Below are 23,630 nucleotides of genomic sequence, written 5' to 3'. Positions count from 1 at the left end.
AGTCTATCCAATTAAAGATTAATAAAACCGAGGATTAAATATGCATATAACTTTTTACTATTAAAAAAATGGAGAATGGTTGATGAGTCGGTTTATATTTACAATCATATGAGACCGCCTTTCGAGATTCATCAAGGTTATGGTTGTTCTGCATAGAAAAACCAGATACACGGGGTATCTGGCTTATTTTAAATCATCAACCTATTTTAATACAGGACAGTTTATTTAAATAGCTATTAAAAGAGATCACGGCTTATAGTTATCACGTAAACTAACAATTTGGTTAAACACAGGCTTATCGCTGGTGTGTTCTTCCGCATCGGCAACGAAGTAACCTTCACGTTCAAACTGGAAACGGCTGCCCGGCTCGCTGTTTGCTAATGATGGCTCAACCACTGCATTCAATACCGTTAATGAGTTCGGGTTTAACACTGCATGGATGTCTTCGGCAGCGCCTGGATTCTCAACGCTAAATAAGTGCTCATACAAACGCACAGTCGCAGGCACGCCTTGGTCTGCCGATACCCAGTGGATAACGCCTTTCACTTTGCGGTCTTCAGGGTTGTTACCCAGTGTATTTTTATCAATGGTCGCTTTTAGCTCAACCACATTGCCTGCATCATCAAGCACATGCTCAGTCACTGCAAGCACATACGTGTTACGTAAACGGATTTCTGTCTTCTCTGGTGACAGACGCTTATAGCCTTTAGGTGGCTCAAGCTCGTAGTCACCTTGATCGATATAAATGGTCTCGGTGAATGGAATTTCACGATCGCCCATATCAATATTTGGATGATTTGGCTGAGTTAACCATAAGGTACTGCTCGCTTCATCCCAACGTGCGTTTACACTATCGGCTTTCAAGCTTTCCCACTCGCTAACTGCTTCATTAAAGTTAGTAATGGTCACTTTAAGCGGTTTTAATACAGCCATACCGCGTGCAGTGGTATTTTCAAGCGATTGGCGAATGCTGAATTCTAGTAAACGGAAATCCACCATGCTGTCTGCTTTGGTCACACCAACACGGTCACAGAAGTCACGTAACCCCTCTGGCGTATAACCACGGCGACGCATGCCTGCAATCGTTGGCATACGTGGATCATCCCAACCGCTAACGATGCCTTCATCAACCAATTGCTTCAGCTTACGCTTACTGGTCATCGTATGGTCAACGTTTAGACGGCTAAATTCATACTGATGCGGCGGTACATCAAAGCCGATTTTTTCAACGGCCCAATCATAGAATGGTCGATGGTCTTCAAACTCTAACGTACATAATGAGTGAGTAATCCCCTCAATCGCATCAGATAAAGGATGCGCATAGTCGTACATCGGGTAGATACACCACTTATCACCCGTTTGGTGATGCGTTTGATGCATAACACGATAAATAACTGGGTCGCGCATGTTCATATTTGGGCTTGCCATATCAATTTTGGCACGCAGCACCGCTTCACCTTCAGCATATTTGCCGTTTTTCATATCATCAAAGCGCTGTAAGTTCTCTTCAACGCTGGCATCCCGCTGTGGCGACGGCTTACCCGGCTCATTAAACGAACCACGGTTTTCTTTGATTTGCTCTGGCGTTTGCAAGTCAACGTAGGCATCACCTTGCTCAATGAGCTGTAAGGCCCACGCATACAATTGCTCAAAATAGCTTGAGGCATGATGCGGCTCTCCCGCCCATTCAAAGCCTAACCACTGCACATCGTTTTTAATATTGTCGATGTAATCTTGTTTTTCCGCAGTTGGGTTGGTGTCATCAAAACGCAGGTTACACGCGCCTTTAAACTCTTCAGAAACACCAAAGTTTAAGCAGATAGATTTCACATGCCCTAGATGCAGATAGCCGTTTGGCTCTGGCGGGAAACGGGTCACAATTTTATCGTATTTGTCTTGTGCTAAGTCTTCGCGGATTATATGACGAATAAAGTCATTTTTCTCATCGGCAACATTGGCATTGGTATTCTCATTACTCATTCAGTTACTGCTCCTAACATCAAAAATTCTTATAAAAAGGGCAATTAAATACCCATTAAAAATAACAAATGCCCTATTCTAACAAACCTAAGCACAATCGCTCATCTATTTACACAATATATTTTGTAGCCCCTCTTTTAAAAGCCGTTAATCTTTATATTTCAATCTACTTTTGAATTCAAATATTTACTATTTCATAAATTCATGAAATAATGAACATTATAAATTAATCACATTCACTATAAAATACTGTGCTTGTATGACGATTGACCAAATACCGACTTGCCATAGCGATGACCATCAACATTCTAAGCTTTCGATGGTTGAGCTCAGTGAAGCTCAACACAAACAAGTCACAACTATGTTAAAAGCACTAGCAGACTCTCAGCGGTTACAGATGGTTCTTCTATTAAAGGATACTGGTGAAGTCTGTGTCAGTGAGATTGCAGAGATTACAGGTGATAAGATGTCCACCTTGTCTAATCGTTTAAAGCAATTGCATGAAGCAGGACTGGTCAATAAACGCCGAGAGGCACAGCATATTTATTATAGCTTGCAAGATGATCATGTGCGTCATCTACTTGATAACTTGGTTGCTCACGCCAACCATTTATAACGACTTGTTTGTTAGCCACGTGATTTACCTTTTACCTTCAAATTTTCGAGCATTAAGGAGTTATTATGAATACATGTAACCACCCTCAACATCAAAACCATGACCATCAACACGGTAAAAACTGTGGACATATTGCCATTCAACATGATGACCACGTTTGTTATGTACATGATGGCCATCTACATCATCCACATGGTGAACACGTTGATGAACATCGTTTAGAGGTTAGCGATACAAACCCTAACGCCTGTACGCCGGACCACCATTGCAGTGGACACGACGCTGATCACGTTCACGGTCCAAACTGTGGACATGAGGCAGTTCCTCATGGTGATCATATTTGCTATATTGTTGATGGTCATTTGCATCATCCACATGGCGACCATTGTGACAACCATGGCCCTGTAACGGTTCTATCTTAGTTGCCACTTATCTAAAGATGTCACAGATGTCACAATAGATATTTGCGTACATCTAGCGTGAGTAATAACCCATGTTGCTATGCCGTATAGCAACATGGGTTTTTTTATTAGCAATTATAAGAAGCGCTATATGCATCAGAGATAATTATAATTAGTGGTTGTCTCACAGCGCAACAGATGACAATATCAAAAAAAGACGTTAGACTAGCCTTTAATTTTTCACGCTTTACTTTATATGGTAATTCTTAGCTTCTGAAACACGTGGCTATTTATTTAAGATGCGTTTAAACACGTTTATCAAATGAAGTGTTTTAAAATACGCCACTGTCCCCATATAAAGACTGTTTTCATATAAAACACAAAGGGGCTGTTTGTACGTTTACTAAACTATAAATGAGCAGTAACCCAGTAAGGATTTTCCATGCAAGCAATAAAAGCATTTGGCTTTAGCACTTTAATGATGCCAGTATTTTTAATGGGCTGTGCGAACACGACCCCAACCACAAACTCCGAAACAACAGTAAAAACTAAGGAAACACAAATGAGTGATATGCCAGTAGTACAATTAGACACCTCAATGGGCGACATCGTTATTGAGTTAAACTCAGAAGCAGCACCTAAGACCGTAGACAACTTCGTTTCATACGTAAAAGCCGGTCATTATAACGGCACTATCTTTCACCGTGTTATTCCAAACTTTATGATTCAGGGCGGCGGTATGGACGCTGAAATGAATGAAAAAGCGACCAATGCTCCTATCGAAAACGAAGCAGACAACGGCCTTAAAAACGACGAAGGTACGATTGCTATGGCACGTACACAAGATCCACATTCAGCGACTAGCCAGTTCTTTATTAACGTAAAAGACAACGACTTCCTAAACCACTCTGGCAAAAACATGCAAGGCTGGGGCTATACTGTATTTGGTAAAGTAACGAGTGGTATGGACGTGGTTAAGAAAATTGAAGGCGTTCCAACAGGCCGTTTCGGTATGCATGCTGATGTACCTAAAGAGCCTGTGGTTATCAACTCTGTTACCGTAATTAGCGAGTAATTTAGCGGGTCTATTTTGACCTACTAAACCATCTAATATGTCAGATAATACCAAACAGCTAGCAAAGTACAGTCACTTAATCACCACTCGGCCGCATGATATTCGCCGAGTGGTCATCAGTGACTTACATTTATCTGCTGATGAGCCTGCCTTAGTGCAGGCTTTTTTGGCGTTACTAAATGACCTGATTGCGCTGCCTAATCTGACTGAACTATATATATTAGGTGACTGGTTTGATGCTTGGATTGGCGATGATGCCTATTTAGCACTATCAGATGAAGCCAAAACTCAGCACTGGTTGACGCCGCTTATTAACGGCTTAAGCCACTTGCATAGAAATGGCTGCAAAACCTTTGTGATGCATGGCAATCGTGACTTTTTAATTGGTCAGGCCTTTTGTGATACCTTTTATGGCAAGCTTATCGCAGAGCCGTATTATATTACCATTGGCGACAAGGTTTATCGCTTAGAGCATGGCGATGCCTTATGTACCGATGATAAAGCTTATCAACGCTTTCGCAAGTTAATACGAAACCCTCTGGTACAATGGATATTATTAAGAAAGCCTCTCGCTAAACGTGTTGAGCTTGCACATAAAATTCGTCAGAAAATCAGACAAGGCAAACAAACTAAGTCACTTGATATTATGGATGTGAATGACAAGGCCGTTACAAAAGCAGTGAAGGATTCTGACCACCTATTACATGGTCATACCCACCGCCCTGCCCAGCATCTGATTGCTAATCTCACTGTTCCAAAGATACGTTACGTATTAGGCGATTGGCGTGTGCTTCATGCAGGCAGCTCTAAGCAGCAAGTAGAAGCAGTCATTGCAATAACGTCCGTGTCAGAACAAAGCGAAGAGCAGTTTCAATTAACTAAGTTTGTGGTTTAGCCTTCGCTAACACCCATTAGTCACATCATTCACGCAAGAATCAATCAAAAAAAGCCAAACGGCTATACTTTCAAAGTATAACCACTTAGCTGTTATTATCTGCTTACCCATTTATCTATCCATATCGATTTTTAGATATGAGTAAAAAAAGTATCTTGGCAGATTAATCCAATAATTTGAAGAAATGCTGACGGTAGTGCTTAAGCTCTCGGATTGAGTCGCGAATGTCATCCATAGCAAGATGACTGCCTGTTTTCTCGACGCCTTTTAATATATCAGGGCGCCAGCGATAGCAAAGCTCTTTGATAGATGACACATCAAGATTACGGTAATGGAAGAAACGCTCTAAATTTGGCATTTGGCGTGCTAAGAATCGGCGGTCTTGGCAAATAGAATTGCCACACATCGGTGATTTGCCTTCATCTACCCATTTGCTTAAAAACTCAATAGTCTGACGCTCTGCTTCTTCTAATGTCACTGAGCTTCTACGTACTCTATCAATTAAGCCCGATTGGCCATGCTGCTTGGTATTCCAATCATCCATACCGTTCAGCTTTTGATCCGATACTTTAATCGCCAGTACAGGGCCTTCAGCCAAGACATTCAAATCATCATCTGTCACAATAGTGGCAATTTCGATAATCTCATCTGTCATGGTATCGAGACCCGTCATTTCTAGATCTATCCAGACCAAGCCTTTTTTGCCTTGATTTCTAATTCTAATTTTATTGGGATGATCGGTCTTACTCATAATTTTTCCTAAACTAAAACATGAAATAATAATATGATAGGAATCCGTCTAATCAGACACCTATACGAAAGCCTTTTATAGAAATACGGCAAGAATACAGTGATGACTAAAATTAACTTTATAATGAATCACTATTTGAATAATGGCTCTATATTAACAAATTTAACCCAGTTACCCTGAATAAATAACTCGATTGGTACATTAATTTGTGCATACTAAGGCATATATTAATAAATCCGACCACTTTTTAATCATTCAAATCTTTTAAACAAAACAGATAAATCAAAAATAGGTAAATCGCTTTTATGGCTTTAATACGACAACGTAAGCTCACCAAACAACAGTTAAGACGCATTGATAAACAGCAAGCGCAGCAACAAGAATCCATTGATGGCAGCCTAATGGATGGTGTCGTCATGGCGCATTATGGCAAACAGCTTGAGGTTCAAGTGACCTCATTGCCTGCAATCATTCCCGAGCAGCCCGAAGTTGCTGACGGTGATCCAGAGCCTTTTTGGCAAGAAATTGAGTTAGGCGATATTTGGCGTTGCCATGTGCGCACCAACCTGCCGATGTTAGCAACCGGTGATAACGTACGCTGGATGGCAGATCCCAATACAGGCTTTGGTCGTATTGAGTCGGTACAGCCTAGAACCTCACTTATTTCACGCCCAGACCGCTATCATAAACTCAAGCCGGTTGCTGCCAATGTCGATATTTTGGCCATTGTATTTGCCCCCTTGCCTGCTGCTGCACCAAACCTCATTGACCGCTATCTTGTGGTGTGCCATCACGCCGATGTCACTCCGCTACTGGTGCTTAACAAGGCCGATTTACTGTCTCTAGAGAACTACGCTTTTACTCAAGATTTGCTTAAAGAGTATCAAGTGCTTGGTTATGAGACCGTACTAACCGCAGCACCTTGTCCTGAAAATATCTTACAAAAAGCAGACGCTGAGACGGAGCAACAAGCATCAGAGTCTGATACTGTTGCGGCAGAGGATACTCAAAAGTCAGTCGGTCTTGGCGAGTTACAACAGAAAATTAAAGACAAGCTGGTTATTTTTGCCGGTCAATCAGGTGTGGGCAAAAGTACCTTGGTCAACGCCTTACTGCCAAACTCTGAGCAAAGCGTCAATATTATCTCTACAAACTCCAAACTGGGGCAACACACCACTACTACCAGTCGCCTATTGCCATTTGACCCAAGTGATTTGACCCAAGGTGGCATCGTCGATACGCCAGGTATTCGTGAATATGGTATTTGGCATCTAACGCCTGATGATATTATTGCAGGCTTTGTAGAGCTTGACCCCCTTGCCGGAGATTGCCAGTTCAGAGACTGTAAACATACCCAAAACAGCAAAGGTTGCGCGCTTTGGGCAGCGGTCGCGGAAGGTAAAGTATTGCAGCGCCGCGTTGAAAGTTTGGTGACCTTGCAAGCAGAAGCAGACACCCCCACTTATTAAGTATCCCTATATAGCAGAACAATGGCAGTACATCGCCTAAAAAGGAAGGCTAGGTAATGCATTCCTAGCCTTATCACGTTATAATAATTGCCATAAAAATTTTTACTGGAGAAGTGTTTTGTCACTAGATCGTTGGCTTGAGTTCATGGGTCACCACCCATTTTTATTTGGTACCCTAGCCGTCCTTATCGTTTTGTTCTTTACTGTAGAAAATAAACGCAGCGGCAAGAAAGTATCGCCAAATACCTTGGGTACCCTTGTAAACTCGCAAAACGCACAAATAATTGATATACGCGCTAAGAAAAAGTTTGAAACTGGTTATATTCAAGGCAGCCGTAACATTCCATTTACTCAGCTAAAAGATCGTTTGTCTGAAATCCAAGCCATTGAAGCGCCTGTTGTGATTGTTTGCGACATGGGTATTCAAGCTGGTGCTGCGGTGCAAATGATTGGTAAACCTAATGTATATCGCCTAGACGGTGGTATCGGTGGTTGGCAAGCAGCAGGTATGCCACTGGTTGGTGCGGCCTCTAAAAAAGGTAAAACTGTTAACGGCCAAGCTAAAACCCGTTAATAGCCGGCCAAGCTAAAACCCGTTAATAGCTTTTAGTATGATTATATTTACCATTATTATTAGCGCTATTGATCAAAATTAATTTACGTTAAATATACCGTATTTGGTTGAATCAATATAAACCAATACACTCTCTAAATTTATATATAAATAAAAGGGTTCATCATGACAACACCTGTAACCGTCTACACCACGCCTATTTGCCCATATTGCTCAAACGCAAAACAGCTTTTGAAATCTAAAAGCATTGAGTTTAAAGAAATCGGCATGCACGATATCAGCTCTGATGAGCGTATGGACTTAATGAAAAAGACCAATAACTACAGAACCGTTCCACAAATCTTTATCGGTGAGACCTTTATCGGTGGTTTTGATGAGTTAAACAAGCTTAATCAGGATGGTAAGCTTGATGAAATGGTTAATACTTAATTCGTTAAACATTAGCCTATAAGTATTTTATGGGCAGCTATCTACTGCTCTATATAGTAATAAATAATAAAATATCGCTACGTATCTCATGACTCTATTTACCAAACTATTTAATAGTACCGTCAATTTTACTAGGCGGATTTAACGAGATATTCTAACTTTACTTTTTTAATTAAGGATAATTATCATGGCCGAACAACAAGCCCAGCCACAACTTGCTCTAGAGCGCATCTATGTTAAAGATATGTCACTTGAAGTACCAGGCGCTGACGTATTCACTAAAGAGTGGCAACCAGAGCTTGATATTAATCTTGCAACCAATGCAGAAAAACTTGATGAAGATCATTATCAGGTAGTATTAACTGTGACGGTTACTGCTGAAAACGCAGGCGCACCAGCCTTTATCGCTGAGGTACATCAAGGCGGCATTTTCTTATTAAAAGACATTCCAGAAGACCAAATCGGTCAAATCTTAGGTGCTTATTGCCCGAACGTTTTATTCCCATATGCACGTGAAGTAATTAGCGACATTGTGACTCGTGGTAGCTTCCCACAGTTATTGCTAGCCCCAGTAAACTTTGACCAAGCTTATGCTCAAAGCCAGCAGCAAGCTCAGCAACAACAAGCAGCTGCTCAAGGTAACGCTTAATCTATTAGAGGTTTAATAGATGACAGATGACTTCATCTAATATAAAAAAGCCCCCTAATTAGTAATTAGGGGGCTTTTTCTTTATAGCGCTAATAATTATATTAGCCAGTTAATAATTAACATTAACCCTTTAGCGCGCTTAAGATGTTTTCTTTAACTACTTCAATATCTTTAGTACCGTCAAACTGATGATACTTAGGTGCATCAGCGTCTTCTTTGGCTTTTTGCTGATAGAAACCAACTAAAGTAGATGTCTGCTTATGATAAGTCGCTAGGCGGTCACGGATGGTCTCTTCTTTATCATCATCACGCTGCACAAGTGGTTCACCTGTCACGTCATCTAAGCCTTCTTGCTTAGGTGGATTGTATTTAACATGATATACACGGCCAGAACCTGGATGCTGACGACGGCCTGATAAACGTGCCACAATCTCGTCATCTGGTACGCTAATTTCTACCACATGATCAATAGCAACGCCTGCATCAACTAACGCTTCCGCTTGAGGAATAGTACGCGGGAAGCCATCAAAAATGCAACCATTAGCACAATCAGGTTTAGCGATACGCTCTTTCACTAGATTGATGATTAAATCATCAGATACAAGTCCACCTGACTTCATGATGCTTTCAGCTTTTTGGCCCAGCTCAGTACCCTCTTTGATAGCCGCTCGCAACATATCGCCTGTTGAGATTTGCGGAATATCATATTCTTTAGAGATAAACTGCGCTTGTGTGCCCTTACCTGCCCCTGGTGGTCCTAGTAATATAATACGCATCATAGTCGTAATCCTCTTATTTGGTGGAGATGAGCAAATATCATCTTATAAATTTAAGCGTCAATAACCACAAAGCCCTAAATATTTGGTGTTGCTACTAGGTATCTAACTATGGACGCTTTTATTGTCATTTATGTCGCATTTAAAACACAATTACCTTACATTGTGATGAAAAAAAGCTCAAGCTATTTTAATTATAAATACCGCTATAACGAAAACTTATGAGTCAAAATAATATCAACCAATAACGGCAATATATTGACAGCCTAAATAAAGCCTCATCTAAAAAGTGTGTCTTAATTCAGGCTGTAATTATTTTAAATAAATCATTTTATAGTACCCGACTTAAGGCACTTGCTGATTAATTTCGATAGACACCGCAAGGTTACCAGTATTACTATCTGTATAATTTAATACGATGGGCTCTGCGCTTAAATCACCTGATTCAGTGATTGCCTGACCTGACTTACTCACTCGTGCCGTCACTACAAGCTCAGCGCCTTCATTCATCGCTTTAGTTAAGGTGTGCGTTGGCATCATCGCATCATCATCGCTTAATTCCATCTTAAAGCCATCCACGGCTTTAGCCAAGTCACTTGCCGGCATACGTTTGACTGCTAATGGTGCACCGCCGCTCGACTCTCTAACAGTAACGTATAAGATATCAGTAGGCTCAACCAAAGCATGCAAACTGCTGTTTAATGTCACGCTTACCATGACCTTATTTGCAGCTACTGACTGATTATTAGCATTTGCACTTTGAGCCTGTGTATGCTCATTCAATGCTTCTGCTTTTTGTGCAGCTATATTGGCACTCAATGTATCTAGACTTTGTAAGGCTTCGCTATGGTCGCCGTCTCTTGCAGAGATACCCGCACGCAGCTTATCAATCCAAGCTTGTGCTTGATCAAAGTTACCGGCACGCGCTTCACCCATTGCCATAAGCATCTGAGCGCCTTGGTGATTGGGATTTTTTTGCAATACTTTTTGTAGCGCACGTCGGCCATCCGAACCTAGTATACCGCCATTAGTAAAGAATTCAGTCTGCGCATAGCGAACCGCAATTGCCTCATCTTCTGGCTGCAAACGATAAGCACGCGCCTGTGCTTCCATCGCCTGCTCATTAGCTTCGAACGCTAAGAAAATGTCTGACAAACGCATCCAGCGCATGGCATCGTGCGCATGGTGATGCACATTGGTTTGAATAGTACCCAATAGGCCAATACTATCCTCTGCCGCCCATTCAGGTGGCGCATCGATCTTACCCGTAAGCAAGTCATCTGCGACCTGACCGACTTTGTCCTGTGCTTCCCACAGATTAACCACCGGCGAGCGATCTGCTGATAAGAAGTACGCTAATACGATAAGAATAGGAACACAAATTAGAATCGTTAAGCGCGCTTTTGCGCTATGCGTAAATCGATACTCTTGTTTGGCTTTTGCTAGGGCACTATTTGTTGCATCGCTGTTGCCGGCACCCTCGTCTTGTATCTCAACATTCTTATCGTCACTGGCCAAAATTAACTGGCGCTCTAACTCTGTTTTTTGAGTTCTAAAAGACTCTTCGCTCATCTGACCTTTTGAATAGTCATTTCTAAGCTCTTCTAGGCGCTCTTTAAATACCTCAACATTGAGGGCGATTAGCTGATCGTTTTGAGCCGATTTGTCAGCTCTCAACCAAGGCATCAAAACAATAACAGCCAATAAAATTGCCAATATGACTGCCAGCGCGACAAAAATCACTAACGTTGGCATGATTTAACTCCTTACAAGTTGAGCTATAAACAGCAGAGTAGCGACAGCAGGATAATTGCTGTGTTGGTTAGCCTTTTTATCATTCATAGTATTAACGATAAAAACTAAGCTTCTTTTTAAACAAGATAATTAGTTAAACAAGATAATTAGAGGTTCTCATCTTTATGATAAGGTGACTTCTTACTACTAGTATGCTTATTTAACAATGCTTCTAATTTTTCAGCTTCTTCGCTAGATAAGTCGGACTCTAACGTATCCACTTCAGCTTGTGAGGCAGCCGTAGAAGCAGCAGCGGGCTGATTAGATTTGGCTCTTTTTGAGCGTAATATCCACCAACCAATGACCAAAATTAGGAATACAGGTGGAAAATACCAAAGAATCCAAGTTGATGGTCGTACAGGCGGTTTGTAGCTAATAAAGTCACCATAACGCTCGTACATATACTCACGTATCTGAGCATCTGTCTGGCCGGCCATGACCATCTCGTACGTCTTACGCTTTAAGTCTTGAGCAATTTGAGAGTCTGAACCTGCCAAGTTTTGGTTTTGACATTTTGGGCAGCGAAACTCTTCGATTAGCCCTTTGTACTGAGCTTCTTGACGCGGATTGTCAAATTCATAAACCTCAATAGCGGCATTCGCCAAGCCACTGACACTGCAGATAGACAAAATTAATGCCAACATTCTAAATAGTGGTAACAGTTTGTCTTTTGCAGTAATTAATATTGAATGCTTAGAGCTTAACGCACTTTTATCGAAAACGCTTAGGCTATTATTATTGTGTGTCATTTACATACCTCAGCAATATTTGCAGTCATCTCAGGAGTATCTAGATTGGCCTTTTGCTGTCCAAGCTCGTTTAATAAATCCATACAAGGTTGAATTCGAGCCTGCCAATTCTGCTCGTTTACTTCTCCGACGATATGCTGACGAATATTGCCTCGACTGTCCACAATAAACGTTTCAGGTGCACCGGTTAATCCCAAATCAATAGCAAAGCTGCCCGAATAATCACGGAAACTAAATAAGAAAGGGTCGCCACCATTTTGTAAATACTCAGTTGCATTCTCTAACTCATCTTTGTAGTTCACACCGACCATAGGCACGCCGCGGTCATGCAGCTCCATCAAAAACGGATGCTCTACAATACACGTTGGGCACCATGAACCCCACACATTAAGCAAGTAAGGACTGTCTGGCATATCACTATTAGACATATTTTGTGAAGTGTCCGCTAATAAAGGCAAATCGAAAGTCGGCACCGGTCTATTCAAAGCGTTATCAATCACTACATCTGTAGGCTTGCCAAGCTTGAAGAACAGCATAACAATCAAACCCACGAACACAATAAGAGGAACCAAAAACCAAAGCTTCATTTGCGACTTATTCATAACCGGATCAGACATCTTACTTCCTCATGCTCATAGAAAATCTAGTACATTTGGTCAAATACCCAAACCTCAGTAAACAAAGCGTCTCTTGAATTTCAAAGATACCCGCTTACTCTCTGATTGATGCTTACTACTTTTTTAAACGATAACGGCGATCTAATATACTAATAATGCCGCCCAGTGCCATGATGATTGCACCTAGCCATAACCACGCAATCATAGGCTTCACGTAAATTCGAACTGCCCAATTACCATTAGGATCATTATCATTAATCGGCTCACCAAGCGCTACATAGACGTCACGCATCAAAGTGGTGTTAATACCTGCTTCTGTCATTGGCATCATGCTAACCACATAGTTGCGTTTTTGTGGATATAGCGTGGTAATATATTTATCGTTTTTCTCAACTTTAATCTCAGCTTGCGTGGCGTCATAGTTTTGAGCACGCACTTCATCAAAGGCAGTTAAGGTAAAATGATAACCTCTAACTTCTACAGTATCGCCAACCGTCATCGCCACATCTTTTTCTACGCTCAGCGCGCTGGTTACACCAATACCTAATGCAAGAATTAGCATACCAGTATGCGCAATATGCATACCCCAGTAATGTAGCTTCAAGCGCTTTAGACCTTGCATAAGACTTGGGGCGTTACGAGTCTTGTCTTTAATATCAAAGATAATCCAGCTCAATACCCAAAAACATAATACGCCAGTGATAATAATCTGCAGGTTCATGCTTTGGGTCAGTAGATAAGTGGCAATACCGGCGAGCAATAAGCTGCTCGCAATGATGCCAGTCGCAACGCCTAATAAAGGACGCTTTTCACGTTTCCAGCGGATATTTGAACCCATACCCAAGGTTAATAATAATAGCCACGTTAATGGTACAAATAACGCGTTGAAGTACGGAGGGCCAACCGATACCTGACCAAGGTTGAACGAGTCGGCAATGATTGGATATAGCGTACCAAGTAACACCACTAAGGTTGCTACTAGAATAATAATGTTGTTAATAACCAGTAACGTCTCACGAGATTTGAGATCGTAATGACTCTCAACCGTCAGTCTCCAGCCGCGTATAGCAAAGGCTAATAAGCCTGCACCAATCACAATACCGAGAATCGCTAGAATAGCCAAACCACGGGTCGGGTCAGCGGCGAATGAGTGAACAGAGGTGATAACCCCGGAGCGTACTAAGAAAGTACCTAATAAACTCAGGGCAAACGCAAAGATGGCAAGCATAATTGTCCATGCTTTAAATACACCTCGTTTTTCGGTTACTGCAAGCGAGTGAATCAAGGCCGTACACGCAAGCCATGGCATCAATGAGGCATTCTCGACAGGGTCCCAGAACCACCAACCGCCCCAGCCAAGCTCGTAATACGCCCACCATGATCCCAGCGCAATACCTAATGTCAAAAAGCACCACGCAGCCAACGCCCAAGGACGCGACCAACGTGTCCAGACGGCATCCAAGCGACCTGCCCATAACGCTGCCATACAAAATGCGAAAGGTACAGACATGCCCACGTAGCCCATATAAAGCATGGGTGGGTGAAAAATCAAACCAGGGTCTTGTAGTAGTGGATTTAAATCAGCACCATCAACAGGAATGTTGGGTAACGTGCGGTCAAAAGGAGATGAGGTAAAGATGAGCATGGCCAGCATCATAAACTGAACAGCGGCTAGAATAACCAAAACGCGAGCACGCATATTCAGCGGTAAGCCGCGGCTAAACCAAGCCACCATGGCGGACCAAGCGGCTAAGATGGTTACCCATAATAATAGCGAGCCTTCATGACCACCCCAAGTAGCAGAGACCTTGTAATACCAAGGTAATAACGAGTTAGAGTGCTGAGCCACGTAGATCAAGCTAAAGTCGTTATAATAAAAGCCTGCCATCAAGGTCAAAAATGACACAAGGGCAGCGGCAAATTGCGCCCAGGCCAGGCTTGGAGCCAAACGCTGCAAATGGGTCTGATTTCTGACAATACCAAAAGTTGGCAGTACCACTTGCAATAAGGACAATACCATTGCTGCAACTAACGCAAAATATCCTAGCTCAGTTATTACCATATCCGCTCGCCCTAAACTACTACACTGTGACCTATTTTAATCGATAAAATAGGTGCATGAATACTCACTAAATATAAAATTCGGCTACTAATGATGACGCTAATTGTACTGAATGTCTATCCAAAAACACATCAAAAATCACCAAACAGTCATCTTGATACGAATGTTCTCAAGCAATCTTTAAACTCTATTTAGCTGACCTATAGTCCTTTCATAAACAAAGCCACTTATAATAAAAGTGGCTTTGTTTGCATCTTACTCTATTACCGTTGTTACGTTATCCACCACTTACTGGGAAGAATACCAAGATTAGATGTAGCCAACCCGCTAAGAAGCCAGTTACCCCGCCTAAAATAATCAAAGTGGTTTCATCTTCTCTAAACGCAGGTCGTAATAAATTTTGGAATTCGCGTGACGATAACGCTTTAATGCGCTCACTAAATAAGCCGAAAATCTTATTGGCGCGGCTCTCGTTAAGCTCAGGATCACGAATCGGAATCATGGTCGCATCAATAGATTTATCAAGAATGGTATTTTTGAGCTGACCAAATTCACGGCGCCCTAGCCCAACTCTTAATGTTGTATTCACCACCGGCGCTTCTAAAAGGCCATATAAATGACTCTTCATTAGATTACGGGTTTTTGCCGCGCGCTGACCATACATCATCTCATTCATGATGTTTTCAATCGTGACCAAATCTTTTACCACGATACCAGCGAACACTTCTGACACCTCTGGCTGACGTTTCATAAAGCCGCCTTGCCACTGATACGTATCAATTTGCGGCAGTACCGGCACAATAAATGGAAAGCCTTTCACACGTTTAAACAGCTTGAGGTACTTGATTGGCTTTGGATCAACAGGGTTAAACACCATCCAAATGGCAATCCAATTGGTCAAGAAACCCCAAACTGCGGCAAAAAAAGGCACTGTCCAATGCTGCGGTACTAGCAAATAGATAAACATCTGCACAATACCAAAGATAAAGCCAATCAAAGCACTGATGTGCCAAATAAAGTTAATCTCTTTTTGACCAACTTTGAGAAACATATTCACCATTAGACGGCGATCATTTTCCATCGTACGCACAATCATCTGGCGCATATCGACCAAATCTTCAACATTATGCGTTAAATCAACAACCAACTCGCGCATGATACCCGGCAATTGCTCATGAGCATAGGCATAGATACGGCGCTTCATGGCGTAAGGCATATTACTCCACAAGGACGCTGAACGCTCATTCATTATCTCATCAATCAGCTGATCCAAATTTGCATCAACGGTCTTGGTAATGAAATCTGCCATCTCCTCGGGTTCCATGGCTTTAAAAAACTCATCCAACGACCCAAGCTTAGAGAGAGTTTGGTCAACAATGACGCCTGAAATCTTGCCTGCCTTTGCTGGTACGATACCTTGCCAGCCAATCCCTTGCCAGCCATAAGGTAAATTTGGAATTTTAATACCCCAGAATTTAATGGGGTAAAAAAGCATTTTTAATGCCATCCACACATGGACCCAAGTTACGAAAGCGGTCACAAACGGAATAGTTAACATCGCTAAAAATTCAGGATGCGTGCTGATAACTTGCCAAATAGAGGAAAACATGTTGGGTATATCACTTATACTTTAGGTAAACTAACCTAGTCACTATAATTTTCGAGTGCTAAATTCTAACACACTCGCTCCTGATTTAGTTAATACAGTAACGTTTGCTACTTCAGACTTGATAATAGCCTTTTAATGACAGCTTCTGCAATAGCTTAATTTTTTACGTAATCTTTCTAATCAATTTACCTCATTTAAGTCGCTCACTCATTCGTCTTTACTTTCTCTTTAAATATCATATATTTAGTGAATAACTTAGTGGTATGCATAGATGTCACCATGATTTTTTGATTCATATCGGCTATTTTTAGAATTAGCATTTAGAATAAATAGCGACTTAAATAGAGGCGCTTACCTTGGTCAAACAATCTAACAGATAGCCCACATCCTACTGAGATTCACTAATTTCAATATGGTATAATAGACGGCTATTGGCTCACTTGGCTTTACGCCCTACTCCTACCCTTTATTAGCCTGCTAAGTATATAAATTTAATGAAACTACCCATATCACCAGATATCCGCCAAGAAAATCGGATATTCGTCCACCGTATCCTATTTGCTGCCTTATTTATATTCTTAGGCTTAGGCGTGCTATTGGCCCGCTATTGGTATCTGCAAGTATTTTCGTACGAAAAATACGCCACCCAAGCTGATAATAATAGAATCAAGCTAATATCAGATGCGCCGTCTCGCGGTTATATCTATGATAGAAATGGCTACATTCTGGCAGACAATAAGCCAGTATTTACCGCCATGCTTAGCCCAGATGAAGTCAAAAATCCTGAACGTACTTTGCAGTTGTTGGCACCTATTTTTGACTTAACCGAAGAAGATATTACCGATATCTTAGCGCGCGTTGATAAAAGTAAAAACGACCCTGTAACCGTTAAAATCGATCTGACCGAAGAACAGATGGCACAGTTTAGTGAGCGTAAGCCTTTCTTAAAAGGGGTTAGTATTCAAAGTAAGCTGACTCGTCACTACCCTTACGACGAGCTATTTGCGCACGTTATTGGTTATGTGGGGCGTATTAATGACAAAGAATCAAAAGAGATTGATAAAGACCGTTACGCCGGTACTGACTTGATTGGTAAGATTGGTATCGAAAAATACTACGAAGACTTACTGTTAGGTAAACCTGGCTATCAAGCGGTCGAGACCAATGTGCACGGCGATGTGCTACGTAAGTTAGAGAGCACCCCGCCAACGCCAGGTAATGATATTTATCTAAGTTTAGATTATGGCTTGCAAAAAGTCGCTCAAGAGCAGCTGAACGGTCGCCGTGGCGCTATTGTGGCTATTGATCCGCAAAATGGCGATGTGCTTGCCTTTGTGAGTAATCCAAGCTTTGACCCTAACCCTTTTATTTCGGGTATCTCGTTTAAAGATTACGCCACATTACGTGATGATCCCGATCAGCCGTTATATAACCGAGCGCTACAAGGCATGTACCCTCCCGCCTCTACCGTCAAGCCATTTGAAGGCTTAGCAGGGATTCATTACGGCATCATGAGCTGGAATGATACGATTTATGACCCCGGCTACTTTACCTTGCCTGGTGACAGCCACCGTTTCCGAGATTGGAAAAAAGGCGGTCATGGTACGGTCGATTTGACTAAGTCTATCGTGATGTCGGTGGATACCTATTATTATAAGCTATCTTATAAATTAGGTATTCAGCGTTTGCATGATTGGATGGTGAAGTTCGGCTTTGGTAGCGACACCGGTATTGATTTACCTAATGAGAAATCGGGGATCATGCCCTCACCAAAATGGAAAAAAGATACCTACGACAAAGAGTGGCTACCCGGTGAGACCATTTCAGTGAGTATCGGTCAGGGATATTTTCTAGCCACACCGCTGCAGGTAGCAAATGCGACGGCGATGACTGCTAACTTAGGTCAGAAGCTGACCCCGCATATGCTCAAGCGCTCAGATGGTGCAGCAGAGGTGCATCCTATTGATAGGCCAACTGGTAAAATTGAGTTTAACGGAACTCAAGCAGATTGGCTGAAAATGCAAAACGCAATGGAGCAAACCGTTAAACGTGGTACAGCGCGCCGTATTTATACGCCGCGCTACCGCATTGCCGGTAAAACCGGTACGGCACAGGTGAAATCCATTGCGCAGGGTCAAAGCTATAACAAATCTGCTCTTGATAAACGCCACTGGGACCATGCCTGGTTTACTGGATTTGCGCCGGTTGATGAGCCAAGTATTGCCCTTGCTATTCTCGTTGAAAACGGCGGCGGCGGTAGTACTACAGCAGCGCCAATTGGACGTGCTCTTTTTGATTACTGGGTATTACAGCGCCCGAATAATCCGATTCTACCACCTACCCCAGAAGAGTTAGAAGAGATCAGAGCGCAAAAGGCCATAGCGAAGGCACAATCAGAAGCAGAGCGCGAAGCCAAAGAAAAGCACGAGGCGTTAGAGAAAGAACAACAAGCAGCAGGAGCATCGGAGACAGCAGAACCGGCTGCTGCTACAGAATAAAGTGATCATAAGGTAAGAGTGCCATGAGTTCTAAGCGTCGTGCCCCAAACGAGCAAAATCCAAAATCTGGTAGATTAAACAAACGTCAGTTAGCAAAATCATCGCGCGCGCAGATAACCGGTGAAGTGCGTATCATTGGTGGCCAGTTTAAACGTCAATTAGTCCCTTTTATTGATGCCGATGGCTTACGTCCTAGCCCGGACCGCCTGCGTGAGACCTTATTTAATTGGCTACAGTTTGAGTTACATGATGCCAATGTACTAGACCTTTGCGCCGGTAGCGGTGTCTTGGGTTTCGAAGCCCTGTCTCGTGGTGCCAATCATGTGACCCTTATAGAGCTGCAACCCAAACAAGCTTACCTGATTGCGCAAACGGCAGAAAAACTCAAATTGTCTGATTCACAAGTAGACTTGCATATCGGTGATGCACTAGCGGTTATTCCCACCCTGCACACCTCTACAGTACAAAACTCTATAGAAGGGGTTGACTCTACCCAAAAAACTAACGATTTAGCCCCTTATCATTTTGTCTTTGTTGATCCGCCTTATAATTTGAATCTATGGGTACCTTTATTAAATAGCTTAATTGAGAATAAAAAGGTCACGGCAGAAACCCTCTTTTATATAGAAGACCGACGTGAATTGGCAGAGACTTTATCTGAGTTAAAACAAGACTATCAGGTACTTAAAAGCACCAAAATCGGTCAAATTTATGCCAACTTAATTCAAATATCGCTCTAAAAACACAGCCAATACAAATAAAGAGCGAAATAAACGCCCGTATTTACATTCATTGGTTGCTTTTTTATTGTGTAATGCATACAATGTGCGTCTGTTTTTTGAGAGCCCCGTTTCCCCTAACACTCTCAACAAAGGTGAGGTAGGATGTCATTATCTATCTTGACAACTGCCCCACTCGACAACTTAAGGTTTAATCATGAAAACACAAAGTGCAAAACCCGCTGAGGTTACTCACGACTGGTATATCGTAGATGCTGAAGGTAAAACTTTAGGTCGTCTTGCCACTCAAATTGCTGCCCGTCTTCGCGGTAAGCATAAGCCATCTTTCACTCCGCATGTTGATACTGGCGATTATATCGTTGTTATTAATGCAGACAAGATTGCTGTAACTGGTAAGAAAGCCCAAGACAAAAAATACTATCGTCACAGTGGTTATCCTGGCGGCATTAAAGAGACTAACTTCACTAAGTTAATCGCTCATAAGCCAGAAGAAGTCCTTTTGAAAGCCGTAAAAGGTATGTTACCTAAAGGTCCTCTTGGTTATGCTACCATCAAGAAGTTGAAGCTATATGCTGGTACTGAGCATCCGCATGCCGCCCAGCAGCCTCAAGAACTAGACCTTTAATCGCATAATCAGGAGTAAGTTATGGAACGCAATTACGGAACTGGTCGTCGTAAAACGTCAACTGCCCGTGTCTTTTTATCTAAAGGTACTGGTAATATCGTTGTAAACGGCAAGCCACTTGATGAATACTTTGGTCGTGAAACTTCACGCATGGTTGTTCGTCAACCACTAGAATTACTTGACTCAGCTGAAACCTATGATATCTACGCTACCGTTAAAGGTGGTGGTATCAATGGTCAAGCCGGTGCTATCCGTCATGGTATCACTCGCGCGTTGATCGAGTCAGACGAAACATTGAAACCTGCTCTTAAAGAAGCTGGCTTCGTTACTCGTGACTCTCGTCAAGTTGAACGTAAGAAATTGGGTCTACGCAAAGCGCGTAAACGTCCACAATTCTCTAAGCGTTAATTTATTTTATAGGCAGAGTTTACTTTGCTTATTTGATTCAAAAAAACCCTTGTTGACTCAAGGGTTTTTTTATTTTTACAGATGAGAATTTATTTTAGTACTAAAATAGCTTAGAATAGACACAATTAGTAATATTAGGCAAAGCCAATGTAACCCAATAGCTATTATTATAGATATATGACTCGACGGAATCACAACGGATTGAAAGTCATAGTCAGGTTACATAATATTTGATTGGGTACTACATACCAGTATGAAACATCGCGAATGACTTATATACTAGGTCACGTCGTTTCATGACTTTTATCTGGAGGAAGTTTTTAATGAGCCATGCCGAAGGCGTCAACATAAAACGCCGTAGAGTTCTGATCGCTTCGACTGCCGCTATAGGCGCAGTAGGGGTTGCTTCGGTGGCCACACCATTCGTACGTTCTTGGTATCCAAGTGCGAAGGCCGAAGCTGCAGGTGCTGCCGTAACACAAGACATTAGTGCTATCGAAGATGGCCAAATGATTGTTGTTAAATATCGCGGTAAGCCAATATTTGTCGTTAAGCGTACTGAAGAGATGATCGCAAACTTAGAAAAGGTAGTCCCTCAACTAAGTGATCCAAACTCTGAAGCTTCAGTGCAACCTGAATATGCCAAAAACCCAACCCGCTCACGTGAGCCTACTGTTCTAGTGGTAGAAGGTGTGTGTACCCATTTAGGGTGTGCGCCTAACTATCGTCCAGAAGTAGGTGCTGCTGATTTAGGTGGTAATAGTTGGTTTGGTGGATTCTTCTGTCCCTGCCATGGTTCAAAATATGACTTAGCTGGCCGTGTATACAGTGGTGTACCTGCTCCGCTTAACCTAGCAGTACCAGAATACAGTGTTGATGGTTCTATCTTAACTGTCGGGGAGGCATAATCATGAGCTTTGGTAAAAAAATGATGAATTGGGTTGATGCCCGCTTCCCTGCAACTGAGACATATGAATATCATATGTCAAAGTACTACGCGCCAAAGAACTTTAACTTTTGGTACTTTTTTGGTGTTTTGTCGATGATCGTATTAGTCAACCAGCTAGTAACTGGTATTTGGCTAACGATGATGTTTAACCCAAGTGCTGAAGGCGCATTCGCCTCTGTTGAATACATCATGCGTGATGTCAAAGGCGGCTGGTTGATTCGTTATATGCATTCTACCGGTGCCTCTGCTTTCTTCGTAGTGGTCTACCTCCATATGTTCCGCGGTATGCTCTATGGTTCGTATAAGAAGCCTCGTGAGCTTATCTGGTTAATTGGTATGGGTATCTACCTATGTCTAATGGCAGAAGGCTTCTTCGGCTACCTACTTCCTTGGGGTAACATGTCATTCTGGGGTGCTCAGGTTATTCTTAACTTACCTGCGGCTATTCCTGTTATTGGTGACGGCCTTGCTGAATGGGTTCGTGGTGACTATCTAATCTCTGGTATTACCCTAAACCGTTTCTTCGCTCTTCACGTTGTGGCAATTCCACTGGTATTGGTTGGCTTAGTATTTATTCACTTAGTGGCCCTACACCATGTTGGTTCAAATAACCCTGATGGCGTTGATATTAAGAAGCTTAAAGATAAAAATGGCGTACCTTTAGACGGTGTTCCATTCCATCCTTACTACACTGTGCATGACATGGTTGGTATCGTGGTATTCTTTATCATCTTCTTTGCTGTGGTATTCTTCTTCCCAGAAGGCGGTGGTTTCTTCTTAGAAAAACCAAACTTTGAAGTGGCTAACTCACTAAAAACACCAGAACACATTGCACCAGTTTGGTACTACACACCATTTTACGCAATCTTACGTGCGGTACCTGATAAGTTAGGTGGTGTTATTGCTATGGGCGGTGCGATTGCCATGTTGTTCTTATTGCCTTGGTTAGACCGTTCACCTGTGAAGTCTATTCGTTACAAAGGTATCTTATCTAAAATTGCTTTAGGTATCTTCGTGGTTAGCTTCTTGGTATTGGGTTATTTAGGTGTGGCACCTGCTACTCCAGTTAATACAATCATGGGCCGTGTCTTTACTATCTTGTACTTCTTATATTTCCTATTGATGCCAATTTATACATCAATTGAGACTTGTAAGCAGCCACCTGAACGCGTTACTGGAGGTCACTAATGAGTGCTTTAACTAAATCATTGACCGGATTTGGCTTTGGTGTTGCTATGGCACTTGCAGCCACCACCTCAGCTCAAGCAGCAGGTGGACATGGTTGTGGTACATTTACAAATGCAGAAGGTGTGGAAGAGCATCTAGCTTGTAGTACTGCCCCTATTGATTTTGGTAATAAGGGGTCATTACAACGTGGCGCGACCATGTTTATGAACTACTGTGCTGGGTGTCATACTGCTAAATACGTACGTCATTCACGTATTGCTCAGGACTTAGAGATTCCACCTGAATTGGTTGAGAAGTACTTACTGGTCACCTCCGACCAAATTGGTGATCACATTGATAACGGTATTGACCCTGAGATTCAAGCGGGTTGGTTCGGTGCTCCGCCACCTGACTTATCTTTAGAAACTCGTTTACGTGGTGATGACTGGGTGTACACTTACCTATTAAGCTTCTATGAAGACCCTAGCCGCCCTTGGGGTGCTAACAACTTAGTACTTAAAAACGCTGCAATGCCTCACGTTTTACTTAACTTGCAAAATGAGTTGGGTGAAGAAGAGTATCGTAGCCGTGTGGGCGATTTAGTGAACTTTATGGCTTGGATGGCCGAGCCAGTTCGTGAAGACCGCCAACGTTATGGCTTCTTTGTTATCTTGTTCTTATTGGTACTATTAATTCCAGTATACTTATTAAACAAAGAATTCTGGAAAGACGTTAAATAAGCGCTTCTACCTATCAATAACTAGTAAGTCAAATACAAAAAAAGAGATGATATTAAC

23 protein-coding genes are annotated in these 23,630 nt (G+C 42.2%); 15 read left to right on the top strand and 8 right to left on the bottom strand.

Annotated elements, in window-relative coordinates; genetic code table 11:
- Positions 1-246 precede the first annotated feature (246 nt).
- Entirely contained in the window at positions 247-1,980 is a 1,734-nt protein-coding gene (locus AC2SLO_RS05490; protein ID WP_486543129.1) for a glutamine--tRNA ligase/YqeY domain fusion protein, read from the bottom strand.
- A 259-nt stretch (positions 1,981-2,239) separates the two neighbouring features.
- On the opposite strand from AC2SLO_RS05490, the gene AC2SLO_RS05485 reads away from it, so the two are divergent.
- From AC2SLO_RS05485 to AC2SLO_RS05470, 4 genes are all read left to right on the top strand, one after another.
- The gene (locus tag AC2SLO_RS05485) at positions 2,240-2,596 is read left to right on the top strand and encodes an ArsR/SmtB family transcription factor (RefSeq protein WP_486543131.1); all 357 of its coding nucleotides are present in this window, start codon (positions 2,240-2,242) and stop codon (positions 2,594-2,596) included.
- Between the two features lie 65 nt (positions 2,597-2,661).
- A complete protein-coding gene (locus tag AC2SLO_RS05480) occupies positions 2,662-3,018 on the top strand; it encodes a hypothetical protein (protein ID WP_486543133.1) in 357 nt (118 codons plus the stop codon).
- A 541-nt stretch (positions 3,019-3,559) separates the two neighbouring features.
- Positions 3,560-4,072 (top strand): peptidylprolyl isomerase, encoded by a 513-nt coding sequence (locus AC2SLO_RS05475; RefSeq protein WP_486543231.1) that lies wholly within the window; start codon positions 3,560-3,562, stop codon positions 4,070-4,072.
- Positions 4,073-4,109: 37 nt separating this feature from the next.
- Positions 4,110-4,967, top strand: coding sequence for a UDP-2,3-diacylglucosamine diphosphatase (locus AC2SLO_RS05470; RefSeq protein WP_486543135.1), 858 nt, complete (start codon positions 4,110-4,112; stop codon positions 4,965-4,967).
- A 163-nt stretch (positions 4,968-5,130) separates the two neighbouring features.
- Here AC2SLO_RS05470 and orn read toward each other — a convergent pair whose 3' ends face one another.
- Positions 5,131-5,718, bottom strand: a complete 588-nt coding sequence (gene orn / locus AC2SLO_RS05465; protein WP_486543137.1) for an oligoribonuclease — start codon at positions 5,716-5,718, stop codon at positions 5,131-5,133.
- Positions 5,719-6,023: 305 nt separating this feature from the next.
- On the opposite strand from orn, the gene rsgA reads away from it, so the two are divergent.
- The 4 genes from rsgA to secB all read left to right on the top strand — a co-directional run bounded on the left by rsgA (position 6,024) and on the right by secB (position 8,839).
- Positions 6,024-7,187: a ribosome small subunit-dependent GTPase A gene (gene rsgA, locus AC2SLO_RS05460; RefSeq protein ID WP_486543139.1), complete on the top strand. Its 1,164-nt coding sequence runs from the start codon at positions 6,024-6,026 to the stop codon at positions 7,185-7,187.
- Positions 7,188-7,332: 145 nt separating this feature from the next.
- Positions 7,333-7,761, top strand: coding sequence for a rhodanese-like domain-containing protein (locus AC2SLO_RS05455; RefSeq protein WP_486543233.1), 429 nt, complete (start codon positions 7,333-7,335; stop codon positions 7,759-7,761).
- 165 nt (positions 7,762-7,926) lie between these two features.
- Positions 7,927-8,190, top strand: coding sequence for a glutaredoxin 3 (gene grxC, locus AC2SLO_RS05450; RefSeq protein WP_486543141.1), 264 nt, complete (start codon positions 7,927-7,929; stop codon positions 8,188-8,190).
- 184 nt (positions 8,191-8,374) lie between these two features.
- Positions 8,375-8,839 carry a protein-export chaperone SecB gene (secB, locus tag AC2SLO_RS05445; RefSeq protein WP_486543235.1) on the top strand — a complete coding sequence of 155 codons (465 nt, stop codon included), beginning with the start codon at positions 8,375-8,377 and terminating at the stop codon, positions 8,837-8,839.
- A gap of 122 nt (positions 8,840-8,961) precedes the next feature.
- Here secB and adk read toward each other — a convergent pair whose 3' ends face one another.
- The 6 genes from adk to AC2SLO_RS05415 form a co-directional block, all read right to left on the bottom strand.
- The gene (gene adk, locus AC2SLO_RS05440) at positions 8,962-9,615 is read right to left on the bottom strand and encodes an adenylate kinase (protein ID WP_486543237.1); all 654 of its coding nucleotides are present in this window, start codon (positions 9,613-9,615) and stop codon (positions 8,962-8,964) included.
- Between the two features lie 345 nt (positions 9,616-9,960).
- Complete coding sequence (gene ccmI, locus AC2SLO_RS05435; protein WP_486543143.1) at positions 9,961-11,370, bottom strand: c-type cytochrome biogenesis protein CcmI; 1,410 nt, start codon at positions 11,368-11,370, stop codon at positions 9,961-9,963.
- Between the two features lie 146 nt (positions 11,371-11,516).
- On the bottom strand, positions 11,517-12,053 hold the full coding sequence (locus AC2SLO_RS05430) for a cytochrome c-type biogenesis protein (protein ID WP_486543239.1): 537 nt from the start codon (positions 12,051-12,053) through the stop codon (positions 11,517-11,519).
- 101 nt (positions 12,054-12,154) lie between these two features.
- On the bottom strand, positions 12,155-12,775 hold the full coding sequence (locus AC2SLO_RS05425; protein ID WP_486543145.1) for a DsbE family thiol:disulfide interchange protein: 621 nt from the start codon (positions 12,773-12,775) through the stop codon (positions 12,155-12,157).
- Positions 12,776-12,890: 115 nt separating this feature from the next.
- A complete protein-coding gene (locus AC2SLO_RS05420; RefSeq protein WP_486543147.1) occupies positions 12,891-14,837 on the bottom strand; it encodes a heme lyase CcmF/NrfE family subunit in 1,947 nt (648 codons plus the stop codon).
- Positions 14,838-15,114: 277 nt separating this feature from the next.
- Entirely contained in the window at positions 15,115-16,446 is a 1,332-nt protein-coding gene (locus AC2SLO_RS05415) for a DUF445 domain-containing protein (RefSeq protein WP_486543149.1), read from the bottom strand.
- Positions 16,447-16,940: 494 nt separating this feature from the next.
- On the opposite strand from AC2SLO_RS05415, the gene mrdA reads away from it, so the two are divergent.
- The 7 genes from mrdA (at position 16,941) to AC2SLO_RS05380 (ending at position 23,573) form a co-directional block, all read left to right on the top strand.
- A complete protein-coding gene (gene mrdA, locus AC2SLO_RS05410; RefSeq protein WP_486543151.1) occupies positions 16,941-18,944 on the top strand; it encodes a penicillin-binding protein 2 in 2,004 nt (667 codons plus the stop codon).
- Positions 18,945-18,967: 23 nt separating this feature from the next.
- Positions 18,968-19,684, top strand: a complete 717-nt coding sequence (gene rsmD, locus AC2SLO_RS05405) for a 16S rRNA (guanine(966)-N(2))-methyltransferase RsmD (RefSeq protein WP_486543153.1) — start codon at positions 18,968-18,970, stop codon at positions 19,682-19,684.
- Between the two features lie 196 nt (positions 19,685-19,880).
- Positions 19,881-20,309 (top strand): 50S ribosomal protein L13, encoded by a 429-nt coding sequence (gene rplM / locus AC2SLO_RS05400; protein WP_486543155.1) that lies wholly within the window; start codon positions 19,881-19,883, stop codon positions 20,307-20,309.
- A gap of 21 nt (positions 20,310-20,330) precedes the next feature.
- Positions 20,331-20,717 carry a 30S ribosomal protein S9 gene (gene rpsI, locus AC2SLO_RS05395; protein WP_007393902.1) on the top strand — a complete coding sequence of 129 codons (387 nt, stop codon included), beginning with the start codon at positions 20,331-20,333 and terminating at the stop codon, positions 20,715-20,717.
- A gap of 323 nt (positions 20,718-21,040) precedes the next feature.
- Positions 21,041-21,625: a ubiquinol-cytochrome c reductase iron-sulfur subunit gene (petA, locus tag AC2SLO_RS05390; protein ID WP_486543157.1), complete on the top strand. Its 585-nt coding sequence runs from the start codon at positions 21,041-21,043 to the stop codon at positions 21,623-21,625.
- Positions 21,626-21,648: 23 nt separating this feature from the next.
- The gene (locus tag AC2SLO_RS05385) at positions 21,649-22,854 is read left to right on the top strand and encodes a cytochrome b (protein ID WP_486543241.1); all 1,206 of its coding nucleotides are present in this window, start codon (positions 21,649-21,651) and stop codon (positions 22,852-22,854) included.
- Complete coding sequence (locus AC2SLO_RS05380) at positions 22,854-23,573, top strand: cytochrome c1 (protein ID WP_486543159.1); 720 nt, start codon at positions 22,854-22,856, stop codon at positions 23,571-23,573. The genes AC2SLO_RS05385 and AC2SLO_RS05380 overlap by 1 nt, the downstream gene beginning before the upstream one ends.
- Positions 23,574-23,630: the final 57 nt, after the last annotated feature.

The organism is Psychrobacter sp. CX14 (assembly GCF_057396205.2).
The sequence above is the reverse complement of the archived record's forward strand: the minus strand, read 5'-3'. Positions and strand labels throughout refer to the sequence as shown.

Excerpts from the sequence above, each read along its gene's own strand:
- AC2SLO_RS05475 (WP_486543231.1), top strand. The coding sequence starts at position 3,560 with ATGAGTGATATGCCAGTAGTACAATTAGACACCTCAATGGGCGACATC.
- petA (WP_486543157.1), top strand. The coding sequence starts at position 21,041 with ATGAGCCATGCCGAAGGCGTCAACATAAAACGCCGTAGAGTTCTGATC.
- rpsI (WP_007393902.1), top strand. The coding sequence starts at position 20,331 with ATGGAACGCAATTACGGAACTGGTCGTCGTAAAACGTCAACTGCCCGT.
- grxC (WP_486543141.1), top strand. The coding sequence starts at position 7,927 with ATGACAACACCTGTAACCGTCTACACCACGCCTATTTGCCCATATTGC.
- orn (WP_486543137.1), bottom strand. The coding sequence starts at position 5,718 with ATGAGTAAGACCGATCATCCCAATAAAATTAGAATTAGAAATCAAGGC.
- AC2SLO_RS05455 (WP_486543233.1), top strand. The coding sequence starts at position 7,333 with ATGGGTCACCACCCATTTTTATTTGGTACCCTAGCCGTCCTTATCGTT.
- rsmD (WP_486543153.1), top strand. The coding sequence starts at position 18,968 with ATGAGTTCTAAGCGTCGTGCCCCAAACGAGCAAAATCCAAAATCTGGT.
- AC2SLO_RS05470 (WP_486543135.1), top strand. The coding sequence starts at position 4,110 with ATGTCAGATAATACCAAACAGCTAGCAAAGTACAGTCACTTAATCACC.
- rplM (WP_486543155.1), top strand. The coding sequence starts at position 19,881 with ATGAAAACACAAAGTGCAAAACCCGCTGAGGTTACTCACGACTGGTAT.
- rsgA (WP_486543139.1), top strand. The coding sequence starts at position 6,024 with ATGGCTTTAATACGACAACGTAAGCTCACCAAACAACAGTTAAGACGC.
- AC2SLO_RS05380 (WP_486543159.1), top strand. The coding sequence starts at position 22,854 with ATGAGTGCTTTAACTAAATCATTGACCGGATTTGGCTTTGGTGTTGCT.
- adk (WP_486543237.1), bottom strand. The coding sequence starts at position 9,615 with ATGCGTATTATATTACTAGGACCACCAGGGGCAGGTAAGGGCACACAA.
- AC2SLO_RS05430 (WP_486543239.1), bottom strand. The coding sequence starts at position 12,053 with ATGTTGGCATTAATTTTGTCTATCTGCAGTGTCAGTGGCTTGGCGAAT.
- AC2SLO_RS05425 (WP_486543145.1), bottom strand. The coding sequence starts at position 12,775 with ATGTCTGATCCGGTTATGAATAAGTCGCAAATGAAGCTTTGGTTTTTG.
- AC2SLO_RS05485 (WP_486543131.1), top strand. The coding sequence starts at position 2,240 with ATGACGATTGACCAAATACCGACTTGCCATAGCGATGACCATCAACAT.
- AC2SLO_RS05420 (WP_486543147.1), bottom strand. The coding sequence starts at position 14,837 with ATGGTAATAACTGAGCTAGGATATTTTGCGTTAGTTGCAGCAATGGTA.
- mrdA (WP_486543151.1), top strand. The coding sequence starts at position 16,941 with ATGAAACTACCCATATCACCAGATATCCGCCAAGAAAATCGGATATTC.
- ccmI (WP_486543143.1), bottom strand. The coding sequence starts at position 11,370 with ATGCCAACGTTAGTGATTTTTGTCGCGCTGGCAGTCATATTGGCAATT.
- AC2SLO_RS05385 (WP_486543241.1), top strand. The coding sequence starts at position 21,649 with ATGAATTGGGTTGATGCCCGCTTCCCTGCAACTGAGACATATGAATAT.
- AC2SLO_RS05490 (WP_486543129.1), bottom strand. The coding sequence starts at position 1,980 with ATGAGTAATGAGAATACCAATGCCAATGTTGCCGATGAGAAAAATGAC.
- AC2SLO_RS05415 (WP_486543149.1), bottom strand. The coding sequence starts at position 16,446 with ATGTTTTCCTCTATTTGGCAAGTTATCAGCACGCATCCTGAATTTTTA.
- AC2SLO_RS05480 (WP_486543133.1), top strand. The coding sequence starts at position 2,662 with ATGAATACATGTAACCACCCTCAACATCAAAACCATGACCATCAACAC.